This is a genomic window from Williamsia sp. SKLECPSW1, assembly GCF_054332755.1.
This window is the reverse complement of record NZ_JBTGLI010000001.1, coordinates 565,253-586,961: the sequence shown is the minus strand read 5'-3', so window position 1 is coordinate 586,961 and position 21,709 is coordinate 565,253. Positions and strand designations below refer to the sequence as shown.

The window sequence follows — 21,709 nt, the reverse complement described above, 5'->3', positions numbered from 1 at the left end:
GGAACCACAGACCGAGCACTCGCTCGCCTCGGCGGACAGCATCGCACGAGCGTCGGCTCGCGCGGTCGCCAGGGTGGCCGTGGAACCGCCCTCCACGTGCGACGGCGCGCCGCGCAGACGCGCCGACAGGGGTCAATTGTGTTCGCGGATCGGGTGTTCAGAATCCGTCGTGGTGACTAGCATGAGCCGGATGACCCGCCCCGGTGGGCTCGGCGCGACGACGTGGCCCGAGCTGGACGAACGCCGGTGCACAGTGGTCGTTCCGCTCGGGGCCCTGGAGCAACACGGGCCACACCTCCCGCTCGACACCGACACCCGTGTCGCCGACGGTGTCGCCCGCCGGGCGGTGGACCGTCTCATCGCAGAGGGTCACGACGTGATGCTGGCCCCGGCCCTGGCCTACGGCGCGAGCGGGGAGCACGAGGGCTTCCCCGGGACGGTCTCGATCGGACACGACGCGCTGCGGTCGGTACTGGTCGAGTTCGGGCGCAGCGCGTGCCGCTGGGCGTCGCGGCTGATGGTCGTCAACGCCCACGGCGGCAACGCGCGCACCGTCGTCGACGCCACGACACTGCTCCGCGAGGAGGGGCGCGACGTCGCGTGGTGGGCGTGTACCTCCCCGGGTGCCGACGCCCATGCCGGTCACACGGAAACTGCTGCTCTGCTGTCGATCTCACCGGAGGTCGTCGTGCGTGAGAAGGTGGCCCTCGGTGCCACCGAGCCGATCGGGGAGCTCATCGGCGCATTGCGATCCGGCGGCGTCCGCGCGGTGAGCGGGAACGGTGTCCTCGGTGACGCCCGGGCGGCGACCGCCGACGACGGCGACCGCATCGTCGCCGACATGGTCGACCGGCTCGTGACGGCCGTCGTCGGGTGGCGTCCGAGCGATCGCGGTGAGCTGTCATGACCGGTGAGTCGGCGGGGGCGGGGCCGGTCGTCACCGGCGGTCCGTCGACCACCCGGCTGCCCGACGGCTTCCAGGTCCAGATCGATCCTCGTGTCGCGGTCTCCGCCGACGGTCGTCACCTCGTCGGGGGGTCGCCGACCCGCCTGCTCTCCCTCGCGCCACGCGCCGCGGAGATGATCGACTGCGATGGTCGCCTCGTCGTCTCCGACGAGGCGACCGCGACCGTCGCCCGCCGGTTGGTCGACGCCGGCATCGCGCATCCGCGACCGATGTTCGGTCCCTCCGTCGACGATGTCACCGTCGTGATCCCCGTGCGCGACAACCAGTCCGGACTCGACCGACTGCTCGGCGCCCTCCGCGGGGCGCACGTCGTCGTCGTCGACGACGGGTCCCGCGAGCCCATGCGAGCCCCCGGCGCGACCATCGTCCGCACGGAGCGCAGCGTCGGTCCCGCCGCGGCGCGCAATGCCGGTGCCGCCAAGGCGCAGACGGCGTTCGTCGCCTTCGTCGACTCCGACGTGGTCCCCGAGATGTCCTGGCTGTTCACCCTTCTCGCGCACTTCTCCGACCCTCGGGTCGCGATGGTCGCGCCCCGCGTGGTCGCGCTCACGCACGAGGGCGGCGTCACCGCACGGTACGAGGCGCTGTGTTCCTCGCTCGACATGGGCCGCCGGGAGGGTCCCGTCGTCCCGGGGACCCGTCTGTCGTACGTCCCCAGTGCGGCGATCATCGTGCGACGCAGCGCATTCCCGGGATTCGACGAGCGACTGCACGTCGCCGAGGACGTCGACCTCTGTTGGCGGCTCACCGCCGCGGGATGGTCGGTCCGGTACGACCCGATCGCCTCCGTCGCGCACGACCACCGCACCGCGCTCGGGGCCGCGCTGTCGCGGCGACGGTTCTACGGCACGGGTGCGGCACCGCTGTCGGATCGGCATCCCGGCCACGCTGCACCGGTGGTCGTGTCCGTGCCGACCGCCGTCGCCGCGCTGGCCGCGCTCACCCGGTCACGGTGGGGTGGCGGTGTGATCCTCGCGATGATCGCCGTCATCGCGGGCCGCCTCTACCGGCGCGTGGAGGCGGTTCCCGACGCGGCGACGGTCACCGCACGCCTGACCGCCGAGGCGGTCGGGTTCGGGTTCCTGCAGATGGCCGCGGCGCTCTGCCGTCACTACTGGCCGGTGTCCCTGGTGCTGGCACTGCTGTCGTCGCGGTTCCGTACGGTGCTCGTCGCCGTGGCGGTGATCGACGGTGTCGCGGAATGGGTTCGCACCGAGATGCTCAACCCCGACCCGATCGAGCCGCTCGGGGTCGCGCGATTCCTCGCACTCCACCGTCTCGGGGACCTCGCCTACGGGGCCGGCCTGTGGCAGGGCGTCGTGACGGCCAGGACGGCCACGGCGTTGCGCCCGACGATCGTCCGTGCCGAACCCCGACGCCGGACACCTGTGGCGGCGACCGCCCGATGACGGGCGTTCTGCGATGACGGACGTGGCCCGGACAGCGGTCACCGGCCACTGGTCGTGACGGCCCGCAGACGGGTCGTCGTCGTCGGCGGGGGCAGCGGCGGGTGCGTCGTCGCCGAACGACTCAGCAGGTCGGGTGACGACGACGTTCTGGTGCTCGAGGCGGGTGGGGCGCCGGACCCCGTCGACATCGGTGACCTGCCGCTCGTCGACAGCACGCGGGTGCGTGTCCGGGCAGACGGCGAGGGCACCCCGCTGCCCCGCGGATTCGGCCTGGGGGGGTCGTCGGGCGTCAACGGTGCCTACTTCCTCCGTCCGCACGCCGAGGATCTCGCCGGATGGGATCGCTCGGTGTGGGCACCGGAGCTCCTCGACCGGACCTTCACCGAGCTCGACGGTGGCGACGCCGGGGGAGGGCGCATGGCGGTCAGCCGTGTCACCGACGCCGAACTACGCCCTCGCGCAGTCGCATTCGAGAACGCCGCGCGCCGCGCCGGTCACGCCGAGATCGCAGGGGTGTGGCCTCGACCGGGCCTCGTCCGTCTCCGGGTGAACGCGACGGGCCGGACCCGGCGTACCGCGGCGGACGCGTTCCTCGCTGATGCCGCCGGACGATCCGGCCTGCGGGTACGCCTGCACAGCGAGGTGCATCACATCGAGATCGATTCGGACACAGTGCGTTCGGTCGTCCTCTCGGACGGCGTCGTCGTCCCGGCCGACATCGTCGTGCTCTGCGCCGGGACGCTGGGGTCCGCGGTGGTGGCGGCGCGGTCGGGCCTCGGTGCGACGACGGGTGTCGCCGAACACCGGGAGCTGCTGGTACGCAGCAGGTCCCGATCGGCCGCCGAGCGACCGGGGCTGGTGGTGCAGACCGTGCTGCACACCGAGGACGGATTCGAGATCCGCTGCTACGAGAACGATTTCGCCGACCACGTCGAGGGGGTCCCGGTGAGCGGACCGGCGGTGGGTGTGGCGGCGATGCGATCGACGGGCGCGGGCTCGATCACCGTCGCCGACGACGGCACCCTCGCGATCGACCTCGGTCGCCCCGATCCGCCCACGATGGATCGGATGCGGGCGCACGCCGAGGAGGTGGCGGCGATGCTCGAGGGCCCCGACTTCGCCGACCTCGTGGTGCCGGGGTCGACGACGATCGACGCGACGCTGTCGACGTCACACCACGCCTGGGGCACCTTCCCGCTGGGCGGTGCGACGGACTGGCAGGGGCGCCTCGCCGGTGTCGACGGGTTGTGGGTCGCCGACGCCTCCGTGCTGCCGACGCCGCTGTCGAGCGGGCCGCACGAGACGGTGATGATGGTCGCCTCCGTCATCGCCGCGCGGATCGCCGCGGGTGACTAGCCTTTCCGCCATGACCTCACTCGACGACCCGGCGATCCGTGACTTCCTGTCCTCGGGGACCAAGACGGGACACCTGGGGTGGACGGCGTCCGACGGGCGTCCCGTCGTCGCGCCGGTGTGGTTCGTCCTCGACGGGGACCGCATCGCGTTCAACACCGGGGCGGCGACGGCCAAGGGCCGGGCGATCGCCCGCGATGCGCGTGTGGTGATGACGGTCGATCTGCAGGAGCCGCCGTACGCGTTCGTGCAGGTGCAGGGGACGGCGCACACGAGCGACGACCTCGACGAGGTGCGGCGCGTCGCCACCGAGGCCGGCCGGCGCTACATGGGTGCCGACCGCGCCGAGGAGTTCGGTGCACGCAACGGGGTGCCGGGCGAGCTCGTCGTGTGGATCGCGCCGACGAAGGTCATCGCCTCACTCGACGCGACCGCCTGACCCGCGAACGGCGGCCGCGCGGTGGTCGTCGATCGACGCCGCCAGATGTCGCATGTAGCCGTCCATGTCGGGCAGGACGGCGTCGTCGGCGGTGACGCAGATCCGTACCCGTCCGAGACCGACGACCGCGCAGTGCGCGAGCGCCGTCTCGTTGCCCAGCGGTGACACCGCGAACCCGGAGACGACGGGGACGCCCGCGACGGTCGCCACCGGGGTGTTGTTGATGACGGTGGACAGCACCGTGTTCACCGCCGTCGACGAGGCGACCCGGTGGCCCCTGCGTCGCGCGAACGCCCCGGAGATCCGCAACGCCGACGCCGGGGCGAGTTTGACGGCCTGCCAGAGCCGACTCGACACCACGGTGGTGCCGCGGTCCTTCTCCGACCGGGTGCTGCTCGCGATCGCGTCGACCCGCTCGACGACGTCCTCGACGTCGGTGTGGAGCGACACCGACAACGGGATGAAGCGGTTGGCGGTGTCGGGGTCGGTCTGATCGGATTCCCAGCGGCGCGTGCTCATCGGGACGAGACACACCAGCGGCCGCTCGGGGGACTCGTCGTGGTCGTCGAGGTAGCCACGGACGGCGCCGGCGACGATGGACAGCAACACGTCGTTCTTCGTCGCCGCCCGGGCCCGCTGGGCCACCCGTTCGAGGTCGACCTCGTCCATCTCGACGAAGTCGGTCCACCGACGACCGCGCAGCCCGCGGTTGAACCGGGTGACGGATGCGGCATGCCGGTCGTAGACCGCCCGGTCCCCCTGCGACCGTCGCGCCTGTCGGCGTGCCTCGAGCAGTGCGCCGGCGAGGGCGGCCGCGAACGCCGCCCACCGGGCCGGCGCGCGCAGCGCGTCCCGGGCCACCGTCCTCCACCACGGCCCCTCGAGGCCGCCGATCGGCTGGGGGTCGGCGGGTCGATCCGGCTCGTCGGCGAGCAGCCTGTGCATGCGCTGCTCCCACCCGATGCCGTCGAACGCGGCGTGGTGGAACGAGACGGCGAGGATCGTGGCCGATCCGGGCCGCGCGGGCATCCCGGCGACGTCGGACAGGACGTCGACCGACCACAGGGGCGATCGCATGTCGAAGGGCCGGTCGGCGACCCCGGCGATGAGCTCCTGGGCACGCGACCAGACCATGGGTTCCGGGTGGACGCGGACGTGTGCCGCGAGATCCACGTCGGGGTCGACGACCCAGTAGGGCTCACCCAGATCGCCCGGAGCACGCCGGAGCACCGCCGAGAACATCTCGTCGACGGCGAGGCGGCGGCACAGCAGGTCGACGATCGCCTCGTCGTCCAGGCCCGTGGGCGTCCCGTCATCGCGTGCCAGGACCCAGCACGAGATCACCCGTGAGCTGATGAACCCGTCGACCAGATACACGTATCCGGCATCACGGGCGCTGAGACGCCGCACTGGTTTCCCCGTTCCCCGTCGTCGACCTGCGCGTGGACCGGCCGTGACGACCCGAATCGCTGTCGTATGCGTGTACCACAACAAATTCCCACTTTTCGGTAATGCGTGCATAAGGATCAGCGATCCCATTACCATCGACATACGGATCCTCCGTTCCTGACCCCCGTCCGCACCGGTCGACATTGCCGTCCCCAGGACGCCGGTGCAGAGAGGCAGAGATGACCCGCTTTTCGTCCTTGGCCGATTCCCTGGGGGGAACCCCCCTCGTCGGATTGCCCCGGTTGTCACCGAAGTGGCAGGAGGACGGGTACGGGCCGTCGGTGCGCCTGTGGGCCAAGCTCGAGGCCAACAACCCGACCGGGTCGGTGAAGGATCGTCCGGCCGCGAAGATGATCGAGTGTGCCGAACGCTCGGGTCGTCTGCGTCCGGGGGCGACGATCCTCGAGGCCACGAGCGGCAACACCGGGATCGCGTTGGCGATGAACGCGAAGGTCAAGGGCTACCGCCTCGTCTGCGTCATGCCCGAGAACTCCACCGAGGAGCGTCAGGCGATGCTCCGGATGTACGGGGCGACCGTGATCCTGACGCCTGCCGGCCTGGGGTCCAAGGGTGCGGTCGACGAGGCGCACCGCATGGCCGAACGAGACCCGGACCTGGTGATGTTGGACCAGTACCGCAACCAGGCGAACGCACTCGCCCACTCCGAGGGGACCGGTCCGGAACTGCTCGCCGACCTACCCGAGATCACGCACTTCGTGGCGGGCCTCGGCACGACCGGCACCCTCAACGGGGTCAGCCTGTTCATGCGCCGGCACAAGCCCGACGTCCGGATCATCGCGGCCGAACCCGTGGTGGGGGACAAGATCTGCGGACTGCGCAACCTCGACGAGGGGTTCATCCCCGAGCTCTACGACCCGGCGCTGCTGAGCGAGCGGTACCCCGTCCACGCCGACCGGTCGGCGTCGTTCGTGCGCGCGCTGCTCTCGATGGAGGGCATCTTCGCCGGCGCCAGCACCGGCGCGATCCTCGAGGCGGCGATCGGTGTCGGCGAGCGTGAGCTCGACGCGGGACGCCGGGCCGACATCGCGATGATCGTCCCGGACGCCGGCTGGAAGTACCTGTCGACCGGGGCCTACGAGGAGTCGGACGCCACCGCTCCCGCGCTGGCCAACCCGCGCTGAGTCAGCGGCTCGCGGCCGCCCGCCGGTAGCTGCGGATGGCCGGGTAGGTGAACACCACCAGGGCACCCACGGCCCACGCCACCGTCTTCCACAGGCTCGACCCGAGATCCCCACCGACGGCCAGCGCCCGCATGGCGTCGATCGCGCAGGTCATCGGCTGGTTCGCCACGATCGGACGCAGCACCGCGGGGTACGCGCTGATCGGCGAGAACCCCGAGTTGAAGAACATGAACAGGCTCGAGACGAGCGAGATGATCGGCACCAGCGGCAGTCGGGACGACGACAACGCGAGCGCGAGGACCATCGTCGAGAAGGCCGCACCGAACAGCAGGGCGACCGCGAAGATGCCCAGCGACGGCAGGATCCCCTGGTTGAATCGCCACCCGATGATCGTGCCGAACGCGGTCAGGATGATCGTGCCCAGCAGGATGCGGGCGAGTTCGGTGAGGATGCGCGCGGACAGGTCGGCACCGCGGTGGACGGGCAGTGCGTAGAGGCGGGTCAGCAGACCGGTCTTGCGTTCGCTCTGCAGACGGACGCCGCCCGCCAACGACCCGAACATCGCACCCACCAGGACGACGAGGGGCACCGTGCCGAAGGCGCTGTTCTGCCCGGTGGCCTTGCCGATGGCGTCGCCGAGCACGACCTTGAACATGATCATGCTCATCGCGGGGAAGAACAGCGTCTGCAGCAGCGTCGTCCGGTCGCGCACCCACACGAGGAGTTGTCGGCCGGTCAGGATGGCGGTGTGCCTGCGGTAGGCCCGCCACCCGGACTCGCCGACGCGCTCCGGGGTCGGGAACACCGTCGCCAGGGCACGGATGTCGGTCGACGTGGCACCGCCGCGTACCGCCGCGTCGCGCGCCCGCAGCGCCGTCAGCCGCTCGGTCGGGGCATCCGCGCCGGGGCGCGGGTACTGGGGGTGGGGGTGTCGGGTGGTGCGGCCCGCCGCGTCGTCGGACAGCACGGTCCACGTCCCGACCACGGCCCGTATCGAGCCCGTGCCGGGGAAGAGGACCTGTCGCCCGGTGCCCGGCTGGGGTGGTGGCGGCGGGGGCTGCGGCGGTGGCGCCGCCGCGAGACGATCGCGGATCGCCGACGGGGACAGGGCCTCGGTCTCGGCCGCGGCGATCTCGTCTGGATCCGGTTGGGCCGCCCGCCACCAGTGGTCGGCGACAGCGTCGCGCGACGAGCGATGGCGTGGTCGCCGCGTGGACGAGCTGTCGTCGCCGGACGGTGCCCCGGTGATCTCCCACGTCACCGGCGGTACCCCCGCGCGAAGACGACGGAGAAGCCGACCACCACCAGGACGAGGATCCCGAGGGCCCACGCACCGGGCGCGACGAACTGGTCGAAGGTCACCGACCCGTTGTCGAATGCCCTCATCAGATCGGTGAACTGCGAGATCGGCTGATTGCGCGCGAAGGGGCGGATCCATTCGGGGAACTGCGATTCCGGGACGAACCCGGTGGACAACATCCCCAGGATCAGCTGCGGCAACGCCAGCGCCTGGCTGGTCGCCTCGGGGTTGTTCGCCAGGATGCCGATCGCGTCGGCGCCGACGGCGAGCAGGATCCCGACCACCAGCGCGACGAGGACGAACCCGACGAAGTACAGCGGTCCCTGCTGGGGGCGCCAGCCGATCGCCAGACCCGACAGCAACGCCCACATGAGCGACACGATCAGCAGCAGCGTGTTGGCGCACAGCCGGGCGATCATCGGGATCATCGGGTTGACCGGCATGCTGCGCAGCCGCTCGGTGATGCCGACCGAGGCGTCCGTGGCGGCACGCATCGCCGCCGACGTCGCGACGAAACCCACCGACTGCAGGCAGATCACCGGCATGAGGAACTGGCCGTACCGCACACCCGGGATGGAGTCGAAGATGCTGCGCAACGGGACGTAGAAGCAGATGGCCAGCATGATCGGCGCGAAGATCCCGAGGTAGAACTCGCCCTGCCGGAACATCGACCGCAGGGACCGCCCGGTGAGGGCCGCGATCTGCCCGAGTGGATGGACGTCCGGACGGACGCCCTCACCGACCATCAGCCGGGCCGCGCTCCCGGTCTTCTCGAGGGTCGGCGCGCCCGGTCCGGAGGTCGCCTGCGTCATCGCGGTCCCGGACCCGCCGAGGGCGCGGGATCCGCCGGGGTCTCGGTGAGCTTGAGGAACACGTCGTCGAGCGAGGGACGGCGGAGGCCGACGTCGGTGAGTTCGATCCCGGCGTCGTCGAGGCGACGCACCACCTCGACGAGGGTCGCGGTGCCGGTGCGGGCGGGGACGGTGAGCGCCGACTGGGTGGCGTTGCGTCGGACGCCGTCGGGTGCGAGATCGGCCAGCAGGTCGGCGATGCGGTCGAGGTCGTCGGGGTAGCTGGGGACGACCTCGCAGACCGTCCCGGCCACCCGGTCCTTCAACTCGTCGGCCGTGCCCTCGGCGATGACGCGGCCGGAGTCGATCACGACGATGTTGTCGCTGAGGAGGTCGGCCTCCTCGAGGTACTGCGTCGTCAGCAGGGTGGTGATGCCCATGTCCCGCAGCGACGTGACGATGTTCCAGACGTCCTGCCGACTGCGCGGGTCGAGTCCCGTCGTCGGCTCGTCCAGGAAGACGACCTCGGGCCGGACCACCAGGCCGCAGGCGATGTCGATGCGTCGGCGCATACCGCCGGAGAACGTGCCGACGCGTCGGCCCGCCGCCTCGGTCAGCGAGAAGGCCTCCAGGAGTTCCTCGGCGCGACTGCGGGCGGCCTTCTTGTCCAGCCCCATCAGCCGACCGAACAGGACGAGGTTCTCGCGTCCGGTCAGGGCCTCGTCGAGGGCGGCGAACTGGCCGGTCAGCATGATCGACTGACGGACGCCCGCGCGCTGGGTCACGACGTCGTACCCGGCGATGGTCGCCGAACCGCCGTCGGGCGTCAGGAGCGTCGCGAGCATGTTGACCGTGGTCGTCTTGCCGGCGCCGTTCGGTCCCAACAGGCCGAGAACGGTCCCGGTCGGCACCTGGAACGAGACCCCGTCGACAGCGGTGAAATCACCGAATCTCTTGACGAGACCGTCCGCGACCACCGCGAGCGCGGAGCCGGACGGGGCGTCCCCGACCGGCCGGCCCTGCGTCACTGACATCGGTTCTGCGCTCCCTGTCGGGGTCGTGGATCGGAGATCGAGATCTCGAAGACGCGATCGCGGCTGACACGACGAAGATAGCTGACCGCCAGGGGCGCACAGGGCAACCACGGGGCGGATGTAACGGAGCCGCGTGTGTCGTCGATATCCCCTCTGAAGCATCCGGGAATTCGCGATGACGTATTTGCGGTTGCAGGAACTCGGATAACATTTCCCCCATCCGAACAATGCGGTGGTCTCGAATACGAGATGAGCAGACATTCGTGCGGGGTAGACGAGCTGGAGGAGGGACCGTGGCGACGACGCTCGGGACACAGGTCGACACCCCCCGGTCACCGGGCGCGACCCGCACCCTCGGTGACCTCGTGACGCGAGCGGCCTCCGTGGCCCCGGACGCGCCGGCGGTGACGAGGCCGGACCTCGTGGTCTCGTTCGGTCAGCTCGCCGCTGCCGCCCGCACCGCGATGACGTCGATGGCCGCGTCGCCCGTGATCGACGACTCGACGCTGACGGTCGCCCTGATGATGACGGTCCCCGGCCTCGCCGTTTCCGGCCCGTCCGGGCTGGCGGCTACGCTGACTGCTCTGCGCACGTCGGCGACCGTTGCCGTCGGCGCCGCTGAACGCACTCGCTGAACAGGAGGTCGACGCCATGAGCAATCCGTTCGACGACGAGAACGGCCGCTTCTTCGTACTCGTCAACGACGAGAACCAGCATTCGCTCTGGCCCACCTTCGCCGACATCCCCGCCGGCTGGACGAAGGTCTTCGGCGAGGCATCGCGCCAGGAGTGCCTCGACTACGTCAACGAGCACTGGACCGATCTGCGGCCCAAGAGCCTGATCGAGGCCATGGAGGCCGACTCAGGACAGTGATCGGCACGCGTGACGTGTCCGTTTCGCGGGCATATCGGTCACGAACGTGACACGAATCACAAATATCACCGCTGTGTTTCTGCTGTGAATCTGGTGTGAACCTGCTGGTCAGGGGACTTTTTGTAGAAGTCCTCCAGTAGAAACCGTTCCAATCTGTAACGGAACAGACACCCGTTCGCGCTCCCCCTCCGGTTAGTGTGTCTGCACACACCGGAAAGTCGCACATGTACAGGGGTGAGAGATGACTTCCACAGCAGTTCGGTCGGGGGGAACGGCCGCATCGGATCAGTCGCTCGGGGCGGATGTCCCGGACCTGGTCGCCGCCGTTCGCCGAGTTGCTGCGACCACGCCGGGTCGCGTGGTGTGCCGGTACCACTACCGCGCCCTCTCGTACCGCGAGCTCGACGCCGCACTGGACCTCATGGTCCCCGTCACCCGCGGACAGCAGATGGACGACCGGGCGGCTGTCGTCGCCTCGGTGTTCGCGGCCATCCCGTCGCTGTCGACCGAGCGTGATCCGGCCACCGTCGCCGCGGTGATCGACGGGACGTTCGCACGCGTCCTCGCCGATCTCGCCGAGGTCGACATCGCCGATGTCGCGACTCCGCAGCGCGGTGTCCGCACCAGCGAGATCGACCTGCGCGGCATCGCCAGCCGCCTCGCCGGCGCCTGAATTCACGGCGTGTCCGCACGCCGATCTCCCGTCTCCGACGCCTGATTCGCGCCGGTTTCCTCGCGACCGATCCAGCCCGTCGCGCTCATGTAATATCGGTAGTCGTTTTGCCGATGTTTCACGACGGCATTGCGATCGCACAGTCTGTCTATCGACCAGGCAGACCGCAGGAACCGGGCGTGTCACCACGCCCGACGGCCTCTTCGTGACACGATCGATGAGCACTGCTTCACACCGGTGCATCATCGACGGGTCCACGACGGGCCCTCGTTCGGGATGGGAGCACGAGAGACTTGGTAGTCGGAGGCTCCGACGCACCGCACGGCGACCAGACGCCCGACGACGGGCACGGTGACAGCGCACTCCCCTCGGAGGGAGTGTTCGAGCTCTCCGCTGCGCAGCGGGGTATCTGGTTCGCCCAGCAGGCCCTGGGCGCGATCCCCATCAACATCGCCGAGTACGTCGAGGTGCGCGGTCCGCTCGACCGCGATGCCCTGACCGCGGCGTGCAATCGCATCGGCCGCGAGGCCGGCTCCGGCTTCCTGCGTCTCGTCGACACCGGCGACGTCCCCCGACAGCATGTCGACGACAGTCGCGACGACTCCATCGGCTTCCACGACATGTCCGACGAGTCGGATCCGCGATCCGCCGCGCTGGCGTGGATGCGAGCCGACTACAGCCGCCCGCTCGACGTCCTCGGCGACCGGCTCACCGTCGCCGAACTGTTCCGCCTCGGCCCCGACCACCACCTCTGGTACTGGCGGGCGCACCACATCGCCATGGACGGGTTCGGTGCCACCGCGATGCTGGCCCGGGCCTCGGAGATCTACCGCGCCCTCGTCGAGGGGCGCGACCCCAGCCCGTGGAAGGGTGCGTCGCTCCAGGAGGTCGTCGACAGCGAGCAGGCGTACCGGGCGTCGTCGCGGTTCGACAAGGATCGTGAGTACTGGTCGGAGCGGAACGAGGGCCTGCCGGCGGCGGTGTCGCTGGCGTCTCGGCGTGAACCGCCCGGGGAGTACTCGCGGCTGGCGTCCGTCGAGCTGTCCGGTCGCGTCGCCGACCTCGTGGACGCCGCGGCCGCGGAGGCGTCGGGCAGTCCGGCGCCGGCGGTCATCGCGGCGTTCTCGGTCTATCTGAGCCGGATGCTCGACACCGAGGACGTCGTGCTGTCGCTGCCGGTGTCGGCCCGCAACACCGCCAAGCTGCGCTCGGCGGCGGGGATGGTGTCGAACATCGTGCCGCTGCGGGTGCAGGTCCCCGCCGACGCGTCGATCGCGTCTGTGCTCACCGACACGCAGACCGCCCTCACGGGTGCGCTGCGCCGACAGCTGTACCGCCACGAGGACATGCGTCGCGACCTCGGCCAGGGCACCGGCGAGCGTGGCCTGTTCGGGCCGTCGGTGAACCTGATGATGTTCCAGTCCGAACTGGACCTCGGTTCCGCGAGGGGTGAGGTGCATGTCCTGACGACGGGCCCGGTCGAGGATCTCGCGGTCAACATCTATCCCGGGGCCGCGGGGCACCGGCTGCGCATCGATCTCGAGGCCAATCCTCGTCTCTACGACGACGTCGACCTCGCCGAGCACCTGGACAGGTTCGTCGTCCTGCTCGAGACGTTCCTGGGTGCCGACCGCGACGCACCCGTCGGCGCCGTGTCCGTCGGTTCCGCGGACGAGATCGACACCGTCGTCCGCCGCTGGAACGACACCGCGCACGACGTCGCCGACGACGTGCTGCCGGCGATCCGCCAGGCGCAGTCGGCGGCCACACCCGATGCGATCGCGCTGAGCGTGGGCGACGACGAGCTCACCCACCGGGAGTTCTCCGCCCGCGTCGCCCGTCTGGCCCGGCACCTGATCGGACTCGGCGTCGGTCCCGACACCCACGTCGCCGTCGCGCTGCGCCGGTCGGTCGAGATGATGGTCGCGATCCACGCGGTGGTCGAGGCGGGTGGCGCCTACGTCCCGATCGACCTGGACAGCCCGCCGGACCGCGTCGCCGCCGTCCTCTCCGGCGCGCGACCCGCCGCCGTGTTGACCCGATCCGCCGACGGGTTCGTCGTCCCCGACGAACTCGCCTCGCCGCCCGCCGTCCTCGAGATGGACGGGCTCGACCTGACCGGCACATCGGACGATCCGGTCAGCGACGCCGATCGCCGGAGCCCGCTGCGCCCGGACCACACCGCATACGTCATCTACACCTCCGGCTCCACCGGCAGGCCGAAGGGTGTCGCCGTCAGCCACCGCGCCATCGTCAACCGGCTGCGGTGGATGCAGGCGCGGTATCCGCTCGGATCCGACGACGTCGTGATGCAGAAGACGCCGATCACCTTCGACGTGTCGGTGTGGGAGCTGTTCTGGCCGCTGCAGGTCGGCGCATCGGTGACCGTCGCCGCACCCGACGGTCATCGCGATCCCGAGTACCTGGCCCGCCTCATCGCCGAACGACGAGTCACCACCGTCCATTTCGTGCCGTCGATGCTCGCGCTGTTCGTCGAGTCCGCCCCTGCCGCGTCGTTGACGACGCTGCGCCAGGTGTTCGCCAGCGGTGAGGCGCTGACCCCGACGGTGGCGGCGCGACTCGTCGCGCTCACCGACGTCGCGCTGCACAACCTGTACGGCCCGACCGAGGCCGCCGTCGACGTCACCTACCACCCGTTCGACCCGGAGGCCGACACCCAGACGGTGCCGATCGGCCGCCCGGTCTGGAACACCACGGTCCATGTGCTCGACCGCGCGCTCCGACCCACGGTCGTCGGCGCCGTCGGTGAGTTGTACCTCGGCGGTGTGCAACTGGCGCGCGCCTACGTCGGCGACGCCGGACAGACGGCGGGACGTTTCCTCGCGGCGCCCTTCGGGACGCCGGGGGAGCGGATGTACCGCACCGGTGACCTGGTGCGGTGGACGCGGGCCGGCGAGCTGGAGTACGTGGGCCGCAGCGACTTCCAGGTGAAGGTCCGCGGTCTGCGCATCGAGCTCGGCGAGATCGAGGCCGCGGTGCTGTCGGACCCGGCGGTGCGCGAGGTCGTCGTCACCGTCCACGAGAGCGCACAGGGCCAGCGTCTGGTCGCCTACGTGGTCGCGACCGCGGGCCGATCGATCGACACGGCCACCGTGGTCGCGGGTGTCCGCATGCGTGTGCCCGGGTACATGGTCCCCGACGCCGTCGTCGTGCTGGACGCGATGCCGCTGGGGGCGAGCGGCAAGGTAGACCGCAAACGCCTTCCGGCGCCGGACTTCTCGGCGCACGCGGCACCGTTCCGGGCGCCTGTGACGGACACCGAACGCGCGCTGGTCGGTGTCGTCGAGGAGTTGCTGGGTCGTGACGGCGTGGGCCTCGACGACTCGTTCTTCGGTCTGGGCGGCGACAGCATCATGTCGATCCAGTTGGTCAGCCGCGCCCGCGCTCTCGGGCTGCGGTTCACCTCCCGACAGGTGTTCGAACACAAGACGATCGGCGATCTCGCCGCCGCGGTGCAGTCCGACGCGGAGGTGGCCGAGGAGCTGCCCGGTGGCGGTGTCGGCACGGTCGACCCGACCCCGATCCTGCTGCGTCTGGCCGAGGATCCCGCGGCGGTCGGACCGGTCTCGCAGTCGATCGAGGTGACCGCCCCCGACGATCTCGACCGCACCGTGCTCGCCGCGGCGCTGCGCGGTGTCGCCGACCACCACGACATCCTCCGTTCGCGACTCGTCGTCGGCGACGGGGTGCGTCATGTCGTCGACCCGGTCGGCGCCGGCGAGATCGTCCTCACCGACGTGACGGTCACCGCAACTCCCGACTCGACCGCATGGGTCGACTCCGTCGACACCGCCGTGCAGCGCGCCACCGACGACCTCGACCCGGCGACCGGCCGCATGATCGAGGTCCTGGTCGTCACGGGCCCCGCCGGCACACCCGCCCGGCTCGTCCTCGTCCTGCACCACCTCGTCGTCGACGGCGTCTCGTGGCGGATCCTGTTGCCGGACCTGGCCATCGCCTACGCACAGCTGGCCGCCGGTGCCCCGTCGGTCGACCTCCCGCCGGTCGGGACCTCCATGCGTCGGTGGGCCCGCGGTCTGCGCGACCTCGCGACCACCCCGGAGGTACGGGGCGAGCTGGACCTGTGGCACGGGATCGTCGCCGGCGGTGACGGACTCGCGCTCCCCGTCGACACGACCCGCGACACGGTGTCGACGGTGCGTCGCCAGGAACTGCGTCTGTCCCCCGAGCTCACGGACACACTGCTGACGCGGATCCCGCAGGCCTTCCACGGCGGGGTGAACGACGGGCTGCTCGCCGCGCTGGCGCTCGCCGTGACCCGCTGGCGGTCGGACGAGGCGTCCCGGACGTCGCGGATCGTCGTCGAACTCGAGGGTCACGGTCGCGAGGAGGAACTGCTCCCGGGAGCGGATCTGTCGCGGACCGTCGGTTGGTTCACCACCGCGTTCCCCGTCGCGCTGGACGTGTCCGGCATCGACGTCGACGCCGCGCTCGCCGGAGGGACCGCCGCAGGCGATGCGGTGAAGGTCGTCAAGGAGCAGCTCGCCGCGATCCCGCGCCGCGGCGTGGGGTTCGGCCTGCTGCGTCACCTCGACCCGCAGGCTGCGACGGAGCTGACGACACCGGCACCGGCGATCGGGTTCAACTACCTCGGCCGGCTGGCCGGCGCGGACGCGGACGGACCGTGGGTGCCGGCCGGTGACGCCGCCCTGCGCGGCACGCGAGGCGCGGATGTGGCCGTGCGACATGCGATCGACATCACGGCGACTGTCGTCGACACCCCCGACGGTCCACGGCTGTCGGCGTCGATCGATCACCCGGACGGGGCGGTGTCCGGGGAGTCGGTGGACGCACTGGTCGACCTCTGGCAGCAGGCGCTCGAGAGCATCGCCCGGCACGCGGCCTCGGCCGACGCCGGCGGGTTCACCCCGTCCGACCTCGACCTGGTCCGGGTGCGTCAGGCCGACATCGTCGCGTTCGAGCGTGACTTCACGCCGTTGGTCGACGTGTGGCCCCTGGCACCGTTGCAGGCGGGACTGCTCTTCCACGCGGAGCTGTCGGTCGGTTCGGTCGACCTCTACACGACCCAGCTGCTCCTCGAGATCTCCGGCGTGGACGTCGACCGCATGCGGCGCGCCACGCAGGCACTGGTCGACCGCCACGCGTCCCTGCGCACCGCGTTCGTGACCACCGCCGACGGCACACCCGTCCAGGTCGTGACCTCCGGTGTGACGGTGCCGTTCGTGTCGGAGGACGTGGCGGACCGGGACGACCCGGATGCCGCCGCACGGGACATCGCCCGCGCGGCGCGGGTCGACCCCTTCGACATGAGTCGCCCGCCGCTGCTGCGGTTCACCCTGATCCACCTCGGTGACGACCGGTACCGACTGGTCTCGACCAACCACCACATCCTCCTCGACGGCTGGTCGCTGCCGGTGTTCGCGGGAGACCTGTTCGCGCTCTACGCCGCCGACGGCGGACAGGAGGCGATCGCGCCACCGCCGTCGTACCGGTCGTACCTCTCGTGGTTGGTGTCGCAGGACCGCGGGACCTCGGTCGCGGCCTGGGAGTCGGCCATGGCCGGTCTCGACGAGCCCACCCTGGTCGCGCCCGATGCCGGTGCGTCGGACCCGGATGCCTCGGACGAGGGTGTCTCCGAGGCGGTGGAGGCCACCGTCGGCGATGACGTGCTCGCGGGCCTGCAGACCTGCGCGCGGTCGGCGGGGATCACGTTCAACACCGTGCTGCAGGTGGCGTGGGCGCTCGTCCTGTCGCGTCTGACCGGTCGGTCCGACGTCGTCTTCGGGACGACGGTGTCCGGGCGTCCGGCGGAGGTCTCCGGTGTGGAGACGATGCTCGGTCTGTTCATCAACACGCTGCCGGTGCGGGTGACGATGCACGACGTCGACGACGTCGACGCCGTGCTCAAGCGGGTCGCGCAGGAGCAGGCCGACCTGCTCGACCACCACACCGTCGGCCTCGCCGACATCACGGCCGCGACGGGTCTCGACGTCCTGTTCGACACGATGATGGTCTACGAGTCGTATCCGTTGGATCGGGATGCGTTGTCGCAGGCGACATCCGTGGCCGGGATGAGCGTCACCGACGCCGACGTCGTGGACGCCACCCACTACCCGCTGACCGTGATCGCACTGACCGACCCGTCGTTGCGCCTGTCGGTGAAGTACCTGCCGTCGATGGTCGCGCCCGAGCGGGCGCGGGCCGTCCTCGGCATGCTGGTCCGTGTCCTCGAGCGCATCGCCGAGGCGCCCGGCACCCGCGTCGTCGACGTCGACGTGTTGTCCGACGCCGACCGCGCGGAACTGGTGACGCGCGACGGCATCGGTGAGGTGCCTGCGGCGCGTCCCCTGGCGGACCTGCTCACCGACGCCGCCCGGATGGGCGCCGGACGGGTCGCGGTCGACTCGCCGGACGGCTCGATCACCTATGACGATCTCGACGCACGCTCGACGGCGCTCGCGCGGTTGCTCATCGCGCGCGGCATCGGCCCGGAGCGCATCGTCGCGCTCGGGATGGGTCGGTCGGTGGACTTCATGGTCGGGCTGTGGGCGGTCGCCAAGACCGGCGCCGCCTACCTTCCGGTCGACATGCGCTACCCGGTCGAACGCGTCGAGCACATGCTCACCGATTCCCGTGCGGTGTACGGGATCTCGACGAGTCGGTGGGCGGAGTCCCGGCCGGACACGGTGGAATGGCTGGATCTCGACGACCCGGCCACGGCGGACGCGCTCGCGGCGCAGTCGACGACACCCGTCACCGATGCCGATCGCATTGCACCGCTGCGGGTCTCGAACCTGGCGTACATGATCTACACCTCGGGCACCACGGGTGTCCCGAAGGGTGTCGCGGTCACCCATGGCGGTCTGGCCGCGTTGATGGCCGAGCAGTCCGAGCGTTTCGTCCTGACCCCCGCATCCCGGACGCTGCACTTCGCGTCGCCGAGTTTCGACGCGTCGGTGCTCGAGGTCCTGCTCGCGCTCGCGCACGGCTCGACGATGGTCATCGCGCCGACGGAGGTCTACGGCGGCGCAGAACTGCACGATCTGCTCGCGCAGTACCGGGTGACCCACGGGTTCATCACCCCGGCGGCACTGGCGTCGGTCGACCCCGCGGGGCTCGACGACCTCGAGTCGGTCGCCGTCGGTGGCGAGGCGTGTCCGCCGGAGCTGGTCACGCGCTGGGCCGCGGACCGGCGCATGTTCAACGGCTACGGGCCCACGGAGGCCACGTGTTTCGCCGACATCGCAGGTCCGATGGTGCCGGGGGAGCCGATCACGATCGGCCGCCCGGTGCGTGGCCTGACGTCGATGATCCTCGACCGTCGTCTGCAGCCGGTCCCGCCGGGTGTGGACGGTGAGCTGTATCTGTCCGGTGTCGCCGTCGCCCGCGGTTACCACGATCGTCCCGGGTTGACCGCCGACCGGTTCGTCGCGAACCCTCACGGCGACAGCGGTTCTCGCATGTACCGCACCGGCGACGTGGCGCGCTGGGTGCGTGGCGCCGACGGTGACTGGGTGGTCTTCTACGTCGGTCGCAGCGACTTCCAGGTGAAGGTGCGCGGCTTCCGCATCGAGCTCGGCGAGGTCGACGCCGCCGTGGCGAGCCACCCCGACGTGTCGTTCGCGACGACGGTCGGTGCGCCGATGCCGGCCGGCACCACCGCACTCGTGTCCTACGTGGTCCCGGTCGCCGGCACCTCGATCGACCCGGCCACGATCCGGGAGCACGTGGGTCGGTCCCTGCCGTCGCACATGGTCCCGTCGTCGGTGATCGTCCTCGACGAGATCCCCCTGACGCGCACCGGCAAGCTCGACCGTTCCGCTCTGCCGACACCGGATCCCGCCCAGATGATCTCCTCCGGCGAGGCGGTCGCCCCGCGTACCGCGGTCGAGTCGCAGCTGGCGGGGATCCTCGCCGAGGTGCTCGGCCTGCCCGAGATCGGTGTCACCGACTCGTTCTTCGACCTCGGCGGCAACTCGCTCGTCGCGACCCGCGCGGCGGCGCGGCTGTCCACCGAGTACGGGCGGCGCGTCGCGGTGCGCGAGATCTTCGACAACCCGACCGTCGAGACTCTCGCGCGGTCACTCGACGCCGACACCGCGTCGCCGACCGCACAGGACGGGCCCGCGCTGGTCGCCGGCCTCGCGGGCGACCGACCGGTGCTGTCGCTGTCGCAGCAGGCGATGTGGCTCGTGAACCGTCTCGACCCGGCGTCGCCCGCGTACAACGTGGTGCTCCCGCTGCGGCTCACGGGTGATCTCGACATCGCTGCGCTGCAGGCCGCACTCGCGGACGTCATGGAGCGGCAGCAGTCCCTGCGGACACGGTTCCCGGACTCACCGGACGGACCGTGGCAGGAGGTGCTCACGGTCGACGAGGCGGGTGTCGCCCTCGACGTGCGTGACATCGCGAGCGACCGCCAGTTCGCCGACGCCGTGGAGTTCGCCGGCGAGGGTTTCGACGTGACCGCCGCGGTCCCGGTGCGGGCGCGACTCCTGCGCGACGGCACCGACCACCTGCTCGTCGTCGTGGTGCACCACATCCTCGCCGACGGCGCGTCGCTCGCTCCTCTTGCGCGAGACCTGGTCGGCGCCTACGTCGCTCGTGCGGGTGGGCAGCGCCCCGCGTTCGAGCCCCTGCCGGTCCAGTACGTGGACTTCGCCCGCTGGCAGCGCGAGACCCTCGGGTCACTCGAGGACCCGGAGTCGACGGTGTCGCGGCACCTCGACCACTGGCGTCACACCCTGGCCGGGGCGCCGGACGCGATCGAGCTGCCGCTCGATCGACCCCGGCCGGCGCAGCGCAGCACCACCCCCGGCATGGTTCCCGTCCACATCGGGACCGATGTGGCCGACGCGCTCGACGCCCTCGCCCATCGCACGAACACCTCGATGTTCATGGTCGTCCACGCCGTCCTCGCCGCGCTGCTCGCGCGGCTGTCCGCGGCCGACGACATCGTGATCGGCACCCCTGTCGCGGGCCGTGGACACCCCGATCTCGAGGACATCGTGGGGATGTTCGTCAACGCGGTCGCCCTGCGTACCCCGGTCGATCCCGGTGAGCCGTTCGAGGACCTGCTCGCACGCGTCCGCGACATCGACCTCGACGCGTTCGCGCACGACGACGTCCCGTTCGAGAACGTGGTCGGGGCCGTGGTCCCGCGACGTGCCACGGCGCACTCGCCGATCTACCAGGTGCAGCTGACCTACGAGAACAACGAGACCGCCTCGGTGGAGCTGCCGGGTCTGCAGGTGTCGGTCGCGGCCGACGACACGATCCTCGGCGCAAAGTTCGACCTGACCCTGGTCATCGGCGAGAAGCCGGGCGCGGACGGCGGTCGGGTGTTGGCCGGACACCTCAACTTCCCGGTCGACGTCTTCGACGCCTCCTCGGTGGAGAACATCGCGGCGCGGCTCGTCGCGGTGGCCGCGGCGGTGGCACACGACCCCCGGGTGGCGGTCGGCGACATCGACATCCTGCTGGAGTCCGAGAGGCTCCCGGCCGCACCGGGTCCCGCCGACACGGCGGCACCGTCTCCCGTCGAGGCGGCGCCGGCCCCCACGGCCGAGGACCTGCCGGCCATGCTCGCGGCCGCGGTCGACGTGGCGCCCGACGAGCCCGTGCTCGACCGTGACGGCTCGCGGGTCACGTTCGCGGAGCTGCACGAGCGCTTCGATCAGCTCTACGGGCCGATGTCCCAGCGCGGCATGGACGCCGAGGCCATCGCGTCGATCGCGCTGACGGGTCTCGCGCCGATGGTGGCGGCCGCTCCGGAGGGGTTCACGGCCGTCCTCGACGACGTGATCGCCCGCACCGCGGCGACCGTCTCGGGTCTGGACCTCGGCGCCTACGCGCGACCGGATGCCGCGGACACCTCTGTGTCGCCGTCCGACACCGCTGCCGCGGCACCCGGATCGGGGACCGGCGTCGACGAGCCATGGACGGGAACACCGTTGTCGGCGTGGGCGGCACGCGTGACCGAGGATCCGGGCGCCGTGGCCGTGCGCGGCCCGGAGGGGCAGTTGACCCGCGGAGAACTCGACGCGGCCGCGAACCGCCTCGCGCGCGAACTCATGGAGCACGGTGTCGGTCCCGACGACGTCGTCGGTGTCCTCACACCGCGGTCGGTCAACTGGGTCGTCGCACTCCTGGCCTCCTGGAAGGCGGGTGCGTCGTATCTCCCGCTCGACCCGCATGCGCCGGCGGAGCGTGCGCTGTCGGTCCTGGCCGACACGGGGTCTCGCGTCGTCGTCTCCGACGCCGGGGACACGGCGGA

The 21,709-nt window shown here is 71.0% G+C and carries 13 protein-coding genes (1 of these 13 only partly in view); 9 read left to right on the top strand and 4 right to left on the bottom strand.

The genetic code is table 11. The features are described 5' to 3' along the window. Window positions 1–190: 190 nt before the first annotated feature. Genes mftE through ACXVUM_RS02535 form a run of 4 tightly spaced genes read left to right on the top strand, consistent with a single transcriptional unit; the run spans window position 191 to window position 4,168 of the window. Window positions 191–907, top strand: a complete 717-nt coding sequence (gene mftE, locus ACXVUM_RS02550) for a mycofactocin biosynthesis peptidyl-dipeptidase MftE (protein ID WP_458520304.1) — start codon at window positions 191–193, stop codon at window positions 905–907. Beyond that, window positions 904–2,376: a mycofactocin biosynthesis glycosyltransferase MftF gene (gene mftF / locus ACXVUM_RS02545; RefSeq protein WP_458520303.1), complete on the top strand. Its 1,473-nt coding sequence runs from the start codon at window positions 904–906 to the stop codon at window positions 2,374–2,376. Before mftE ends, mftF begins: the two co-directional genes overlap by 4 nt. Window positions 2,377–2,430: 54 nt before the next feature. After that, entirely contained in the window at window positions 2,431–3,732 is a 1,302-nt protein-coding gene (gene mftG, locus ACXVUM_RS02540; protein ID WP_458520302.1) for a mycofactocin system GMC family oxidoreductase MftG, read from the top strand. 10 nt (window positions 3,733–3,742) lie between these two features. Further along, entirely contained in the window at window positions 3,743–4,168 is a 426-nt protein-coding gene (locus ACXVUM_RS02535) for a PPOX class F420-dependent oxidoreductase (protein WP_458520301.1), read from the top strand. Here ACXVUM_RS02535 and ACXVUM_RS02530 read toward each other — a convergent pair. After that, the gene (locus tag ACXVUM_RS02530; protein WP_458520300.1) at window positions 4,148–5,578 is read right to left on the bottom strand and encodes a wax ester/triacylglycerol synthase domain-containing protein; all 1,431 of its coding nucleotides are present in this window, start codon (window positions 5,576–5,578) and stop codon (window positions 4,148–4,150) included. The genes ACXVUM_RS02535 and ACXVUM_RS02530 overlap by 21 nt on opposite strands. A 218-nt stretch (window positions 5,579–5,796) precedes the next feature. Here ACXVUM_RS02530 and ACXVUM_RS02525 point away from each other — a divergent pair, with 218 nt between their 5' ends. Further along, window positions 5,797–6,759 carry a PLP-dependent cysteine synthase family protein gene (locus ACXVUM_RS02525; protein WP_458520299.1) on the top strand — a complete coding sequence of 321 codons (963 nt, stop codon included), beginning with the start codon at window positions 5,797–5,799 and terminating at the stop codon, window positions 6,757–6,759. Between the two features lies 1 nt (window position 6,760). Here ACXVUM_RS02525 and ACXVUM_RS02520 read toward each other — a convergent pair whose 3' ends face one another. Genes ACXVUM_RS02520 through ACXVUM_RS02510 form a run of 3 tightly spaced genes read right to left on the bottom strand, consistent with a single transcriptional unit; the run spans window position 6,761 to window position 9,884 of the window. Next, window positions 6,761–8,020, bottom strand: coding sequence for an ABC transporter permease (locus tag ACXVUM_RS02520; RefSeq protein ID WP_458520298.1), 1,260 nt, complete (start codon window positions 8,018–8,020; stop codon window positions 6,761–6,763). Beyond that, a complete protein-coding gene (locus ACXVUM_RS02515; protein ID WP_458520297.1) occupies window positions 8,017–8,871 on the bottom strand; it encodes an ABC transporter permease in 855 nt (284 codons plus the stop codon). Before ACXVUM_RS02515 ends, ACXVUM_RS02520 begins: the two co-directional genes overlap by 4 nt. Further along, complete coding sequence (locus ACXVUM_RS02510; RefSeq protein ID WP_458520296.1) at window positions 8,868–9,884, bottom strand: ATP-binding cassette domain-containing protein; 1,017 nt, start codon at window positions 9,882–9,884, stop codon at window positions 8,868–8,870. The genes ACXVUM_RS02515 and ACXVUM_RS02510 overlap by 4 nt, the downstream gene beginning before the upstream one ends. Before the next feature lie 293 nt (window positions 9,885–10,177). Between ACXVUM_RS02510 and ACXVUM_RS02505 the strand changes: the two genes are divergently transcribed. The 4 genes from ACXVUM_RS02505 to ACXVUM_RS02490 form a co-directional block, all read left to right on the top strand. Further along, complete coding sequence (locus ACXVUM_RS02505; RefSeq protein ID WP_458520295.1) at window positions 10,178–10,519, top strand: hypothetical protein; 342 nt, start codon at window positions 10,178–10,180, stop codon at window positions 10,517–10,519. A gap of 16 nt (window positions 10,520–10,535) precedes the next feature. Further along, complete coding sequence (locus ACXVUM_RS02500) at window positions 10,536–10,757, top strand: MbtH family protein (protein WP_458520294.1); 222 nt, start codon at window positions 10,536–10,538, stop codon at window positions 10,755–10,757. Window positions 10,758–10,998: 241 nt separating this feature from the next. Then, complete coding sequence (locus tag ACXVUM_RS02495) at window positions 10,999–11,430, top strand: hypothetical protein (RefSeq protein ID WP_458520293.1); 432 nt, start codon at window positions 10,999–11,001, stop codon at window positions 11,428–11,430. 293 nt (window positions 11,431–11,723) lie between these two features. Continuing rightward, window positions 11,724–21,709, top strand: the 5' portion of a protein-coding gene (locus ACXVUM_RS02490) for a non-ribosomal peptide synthase/polyketide synthase (protein ID WP_458520292.1). 24,154 nt of this gene lie beyond the right edge of the window; the window shows 9,986 of its 34,140 coding nt (coding positions 1–9,986); it begins with the start codon at window positions 11,724–11,726; its stop codon lies beyond the right edge, outside the window.

Bases quoted from the DNA above. Each gene is read 5' to 3' on its own strand.
- mftE (WP_458520304.1), top strand. From the start codon at position 191: ATGACCCGCCCCGGTGGGCTCGGCGCGACGACGTGGCCCGAGCTGGAC.
- mftF (WP_458520303.1), top strand. From the start codon at position 904: ATGACCGGTGAGTCGGCGGGGGCGGGGCCGGTCGTCACCGGCGGTCCG.
- ACXVUM_RS02535 (WP_458520301.1), top strand. From the start codon at position 3,743: ATGACCTCACTCGACGACCCGGCGATCCGTGACTTCCTGTCCTCGGGG.
- ACXVUM_RS02525 (WP_458520299.1), top strand. From the start codon at position 5,797: ATGACCCGCTTTTCGTCCTTGGCCGATTCCCTGGGGGGAACCCCCCTC.
- ACXVUM_RS02515 (WP_458520297.1), bottom strand. From the start codon at position 8,871: ATGACGCAGGCGACCTCCGGACCGGGCGCGCCGACCCTCGAGAAGACC.
- ACXVUM_RS02510 (WP_458520296.1), bottom strand. From the start codon at position 9,884: ATGTCAGTGACGCAGGGCCGGCCGGTCGGGGACGCCCCGTCCGGCTCC.
- ACXVUM_RS02500 (WP_458520294.1), top strand. From the start codon at position 10,536: ATGAGCAATCCGTTCGACGACGAGAACGGCCGCTTCTTCGTACTCGTC.
- ACXVUM_RS02495 (WP_458520293.1), top strand. From the start codon at position 10,999: ATGACTTCCACAGCAGTTCGGTCGGGGGGAACGGCCGCATCGGATCAG.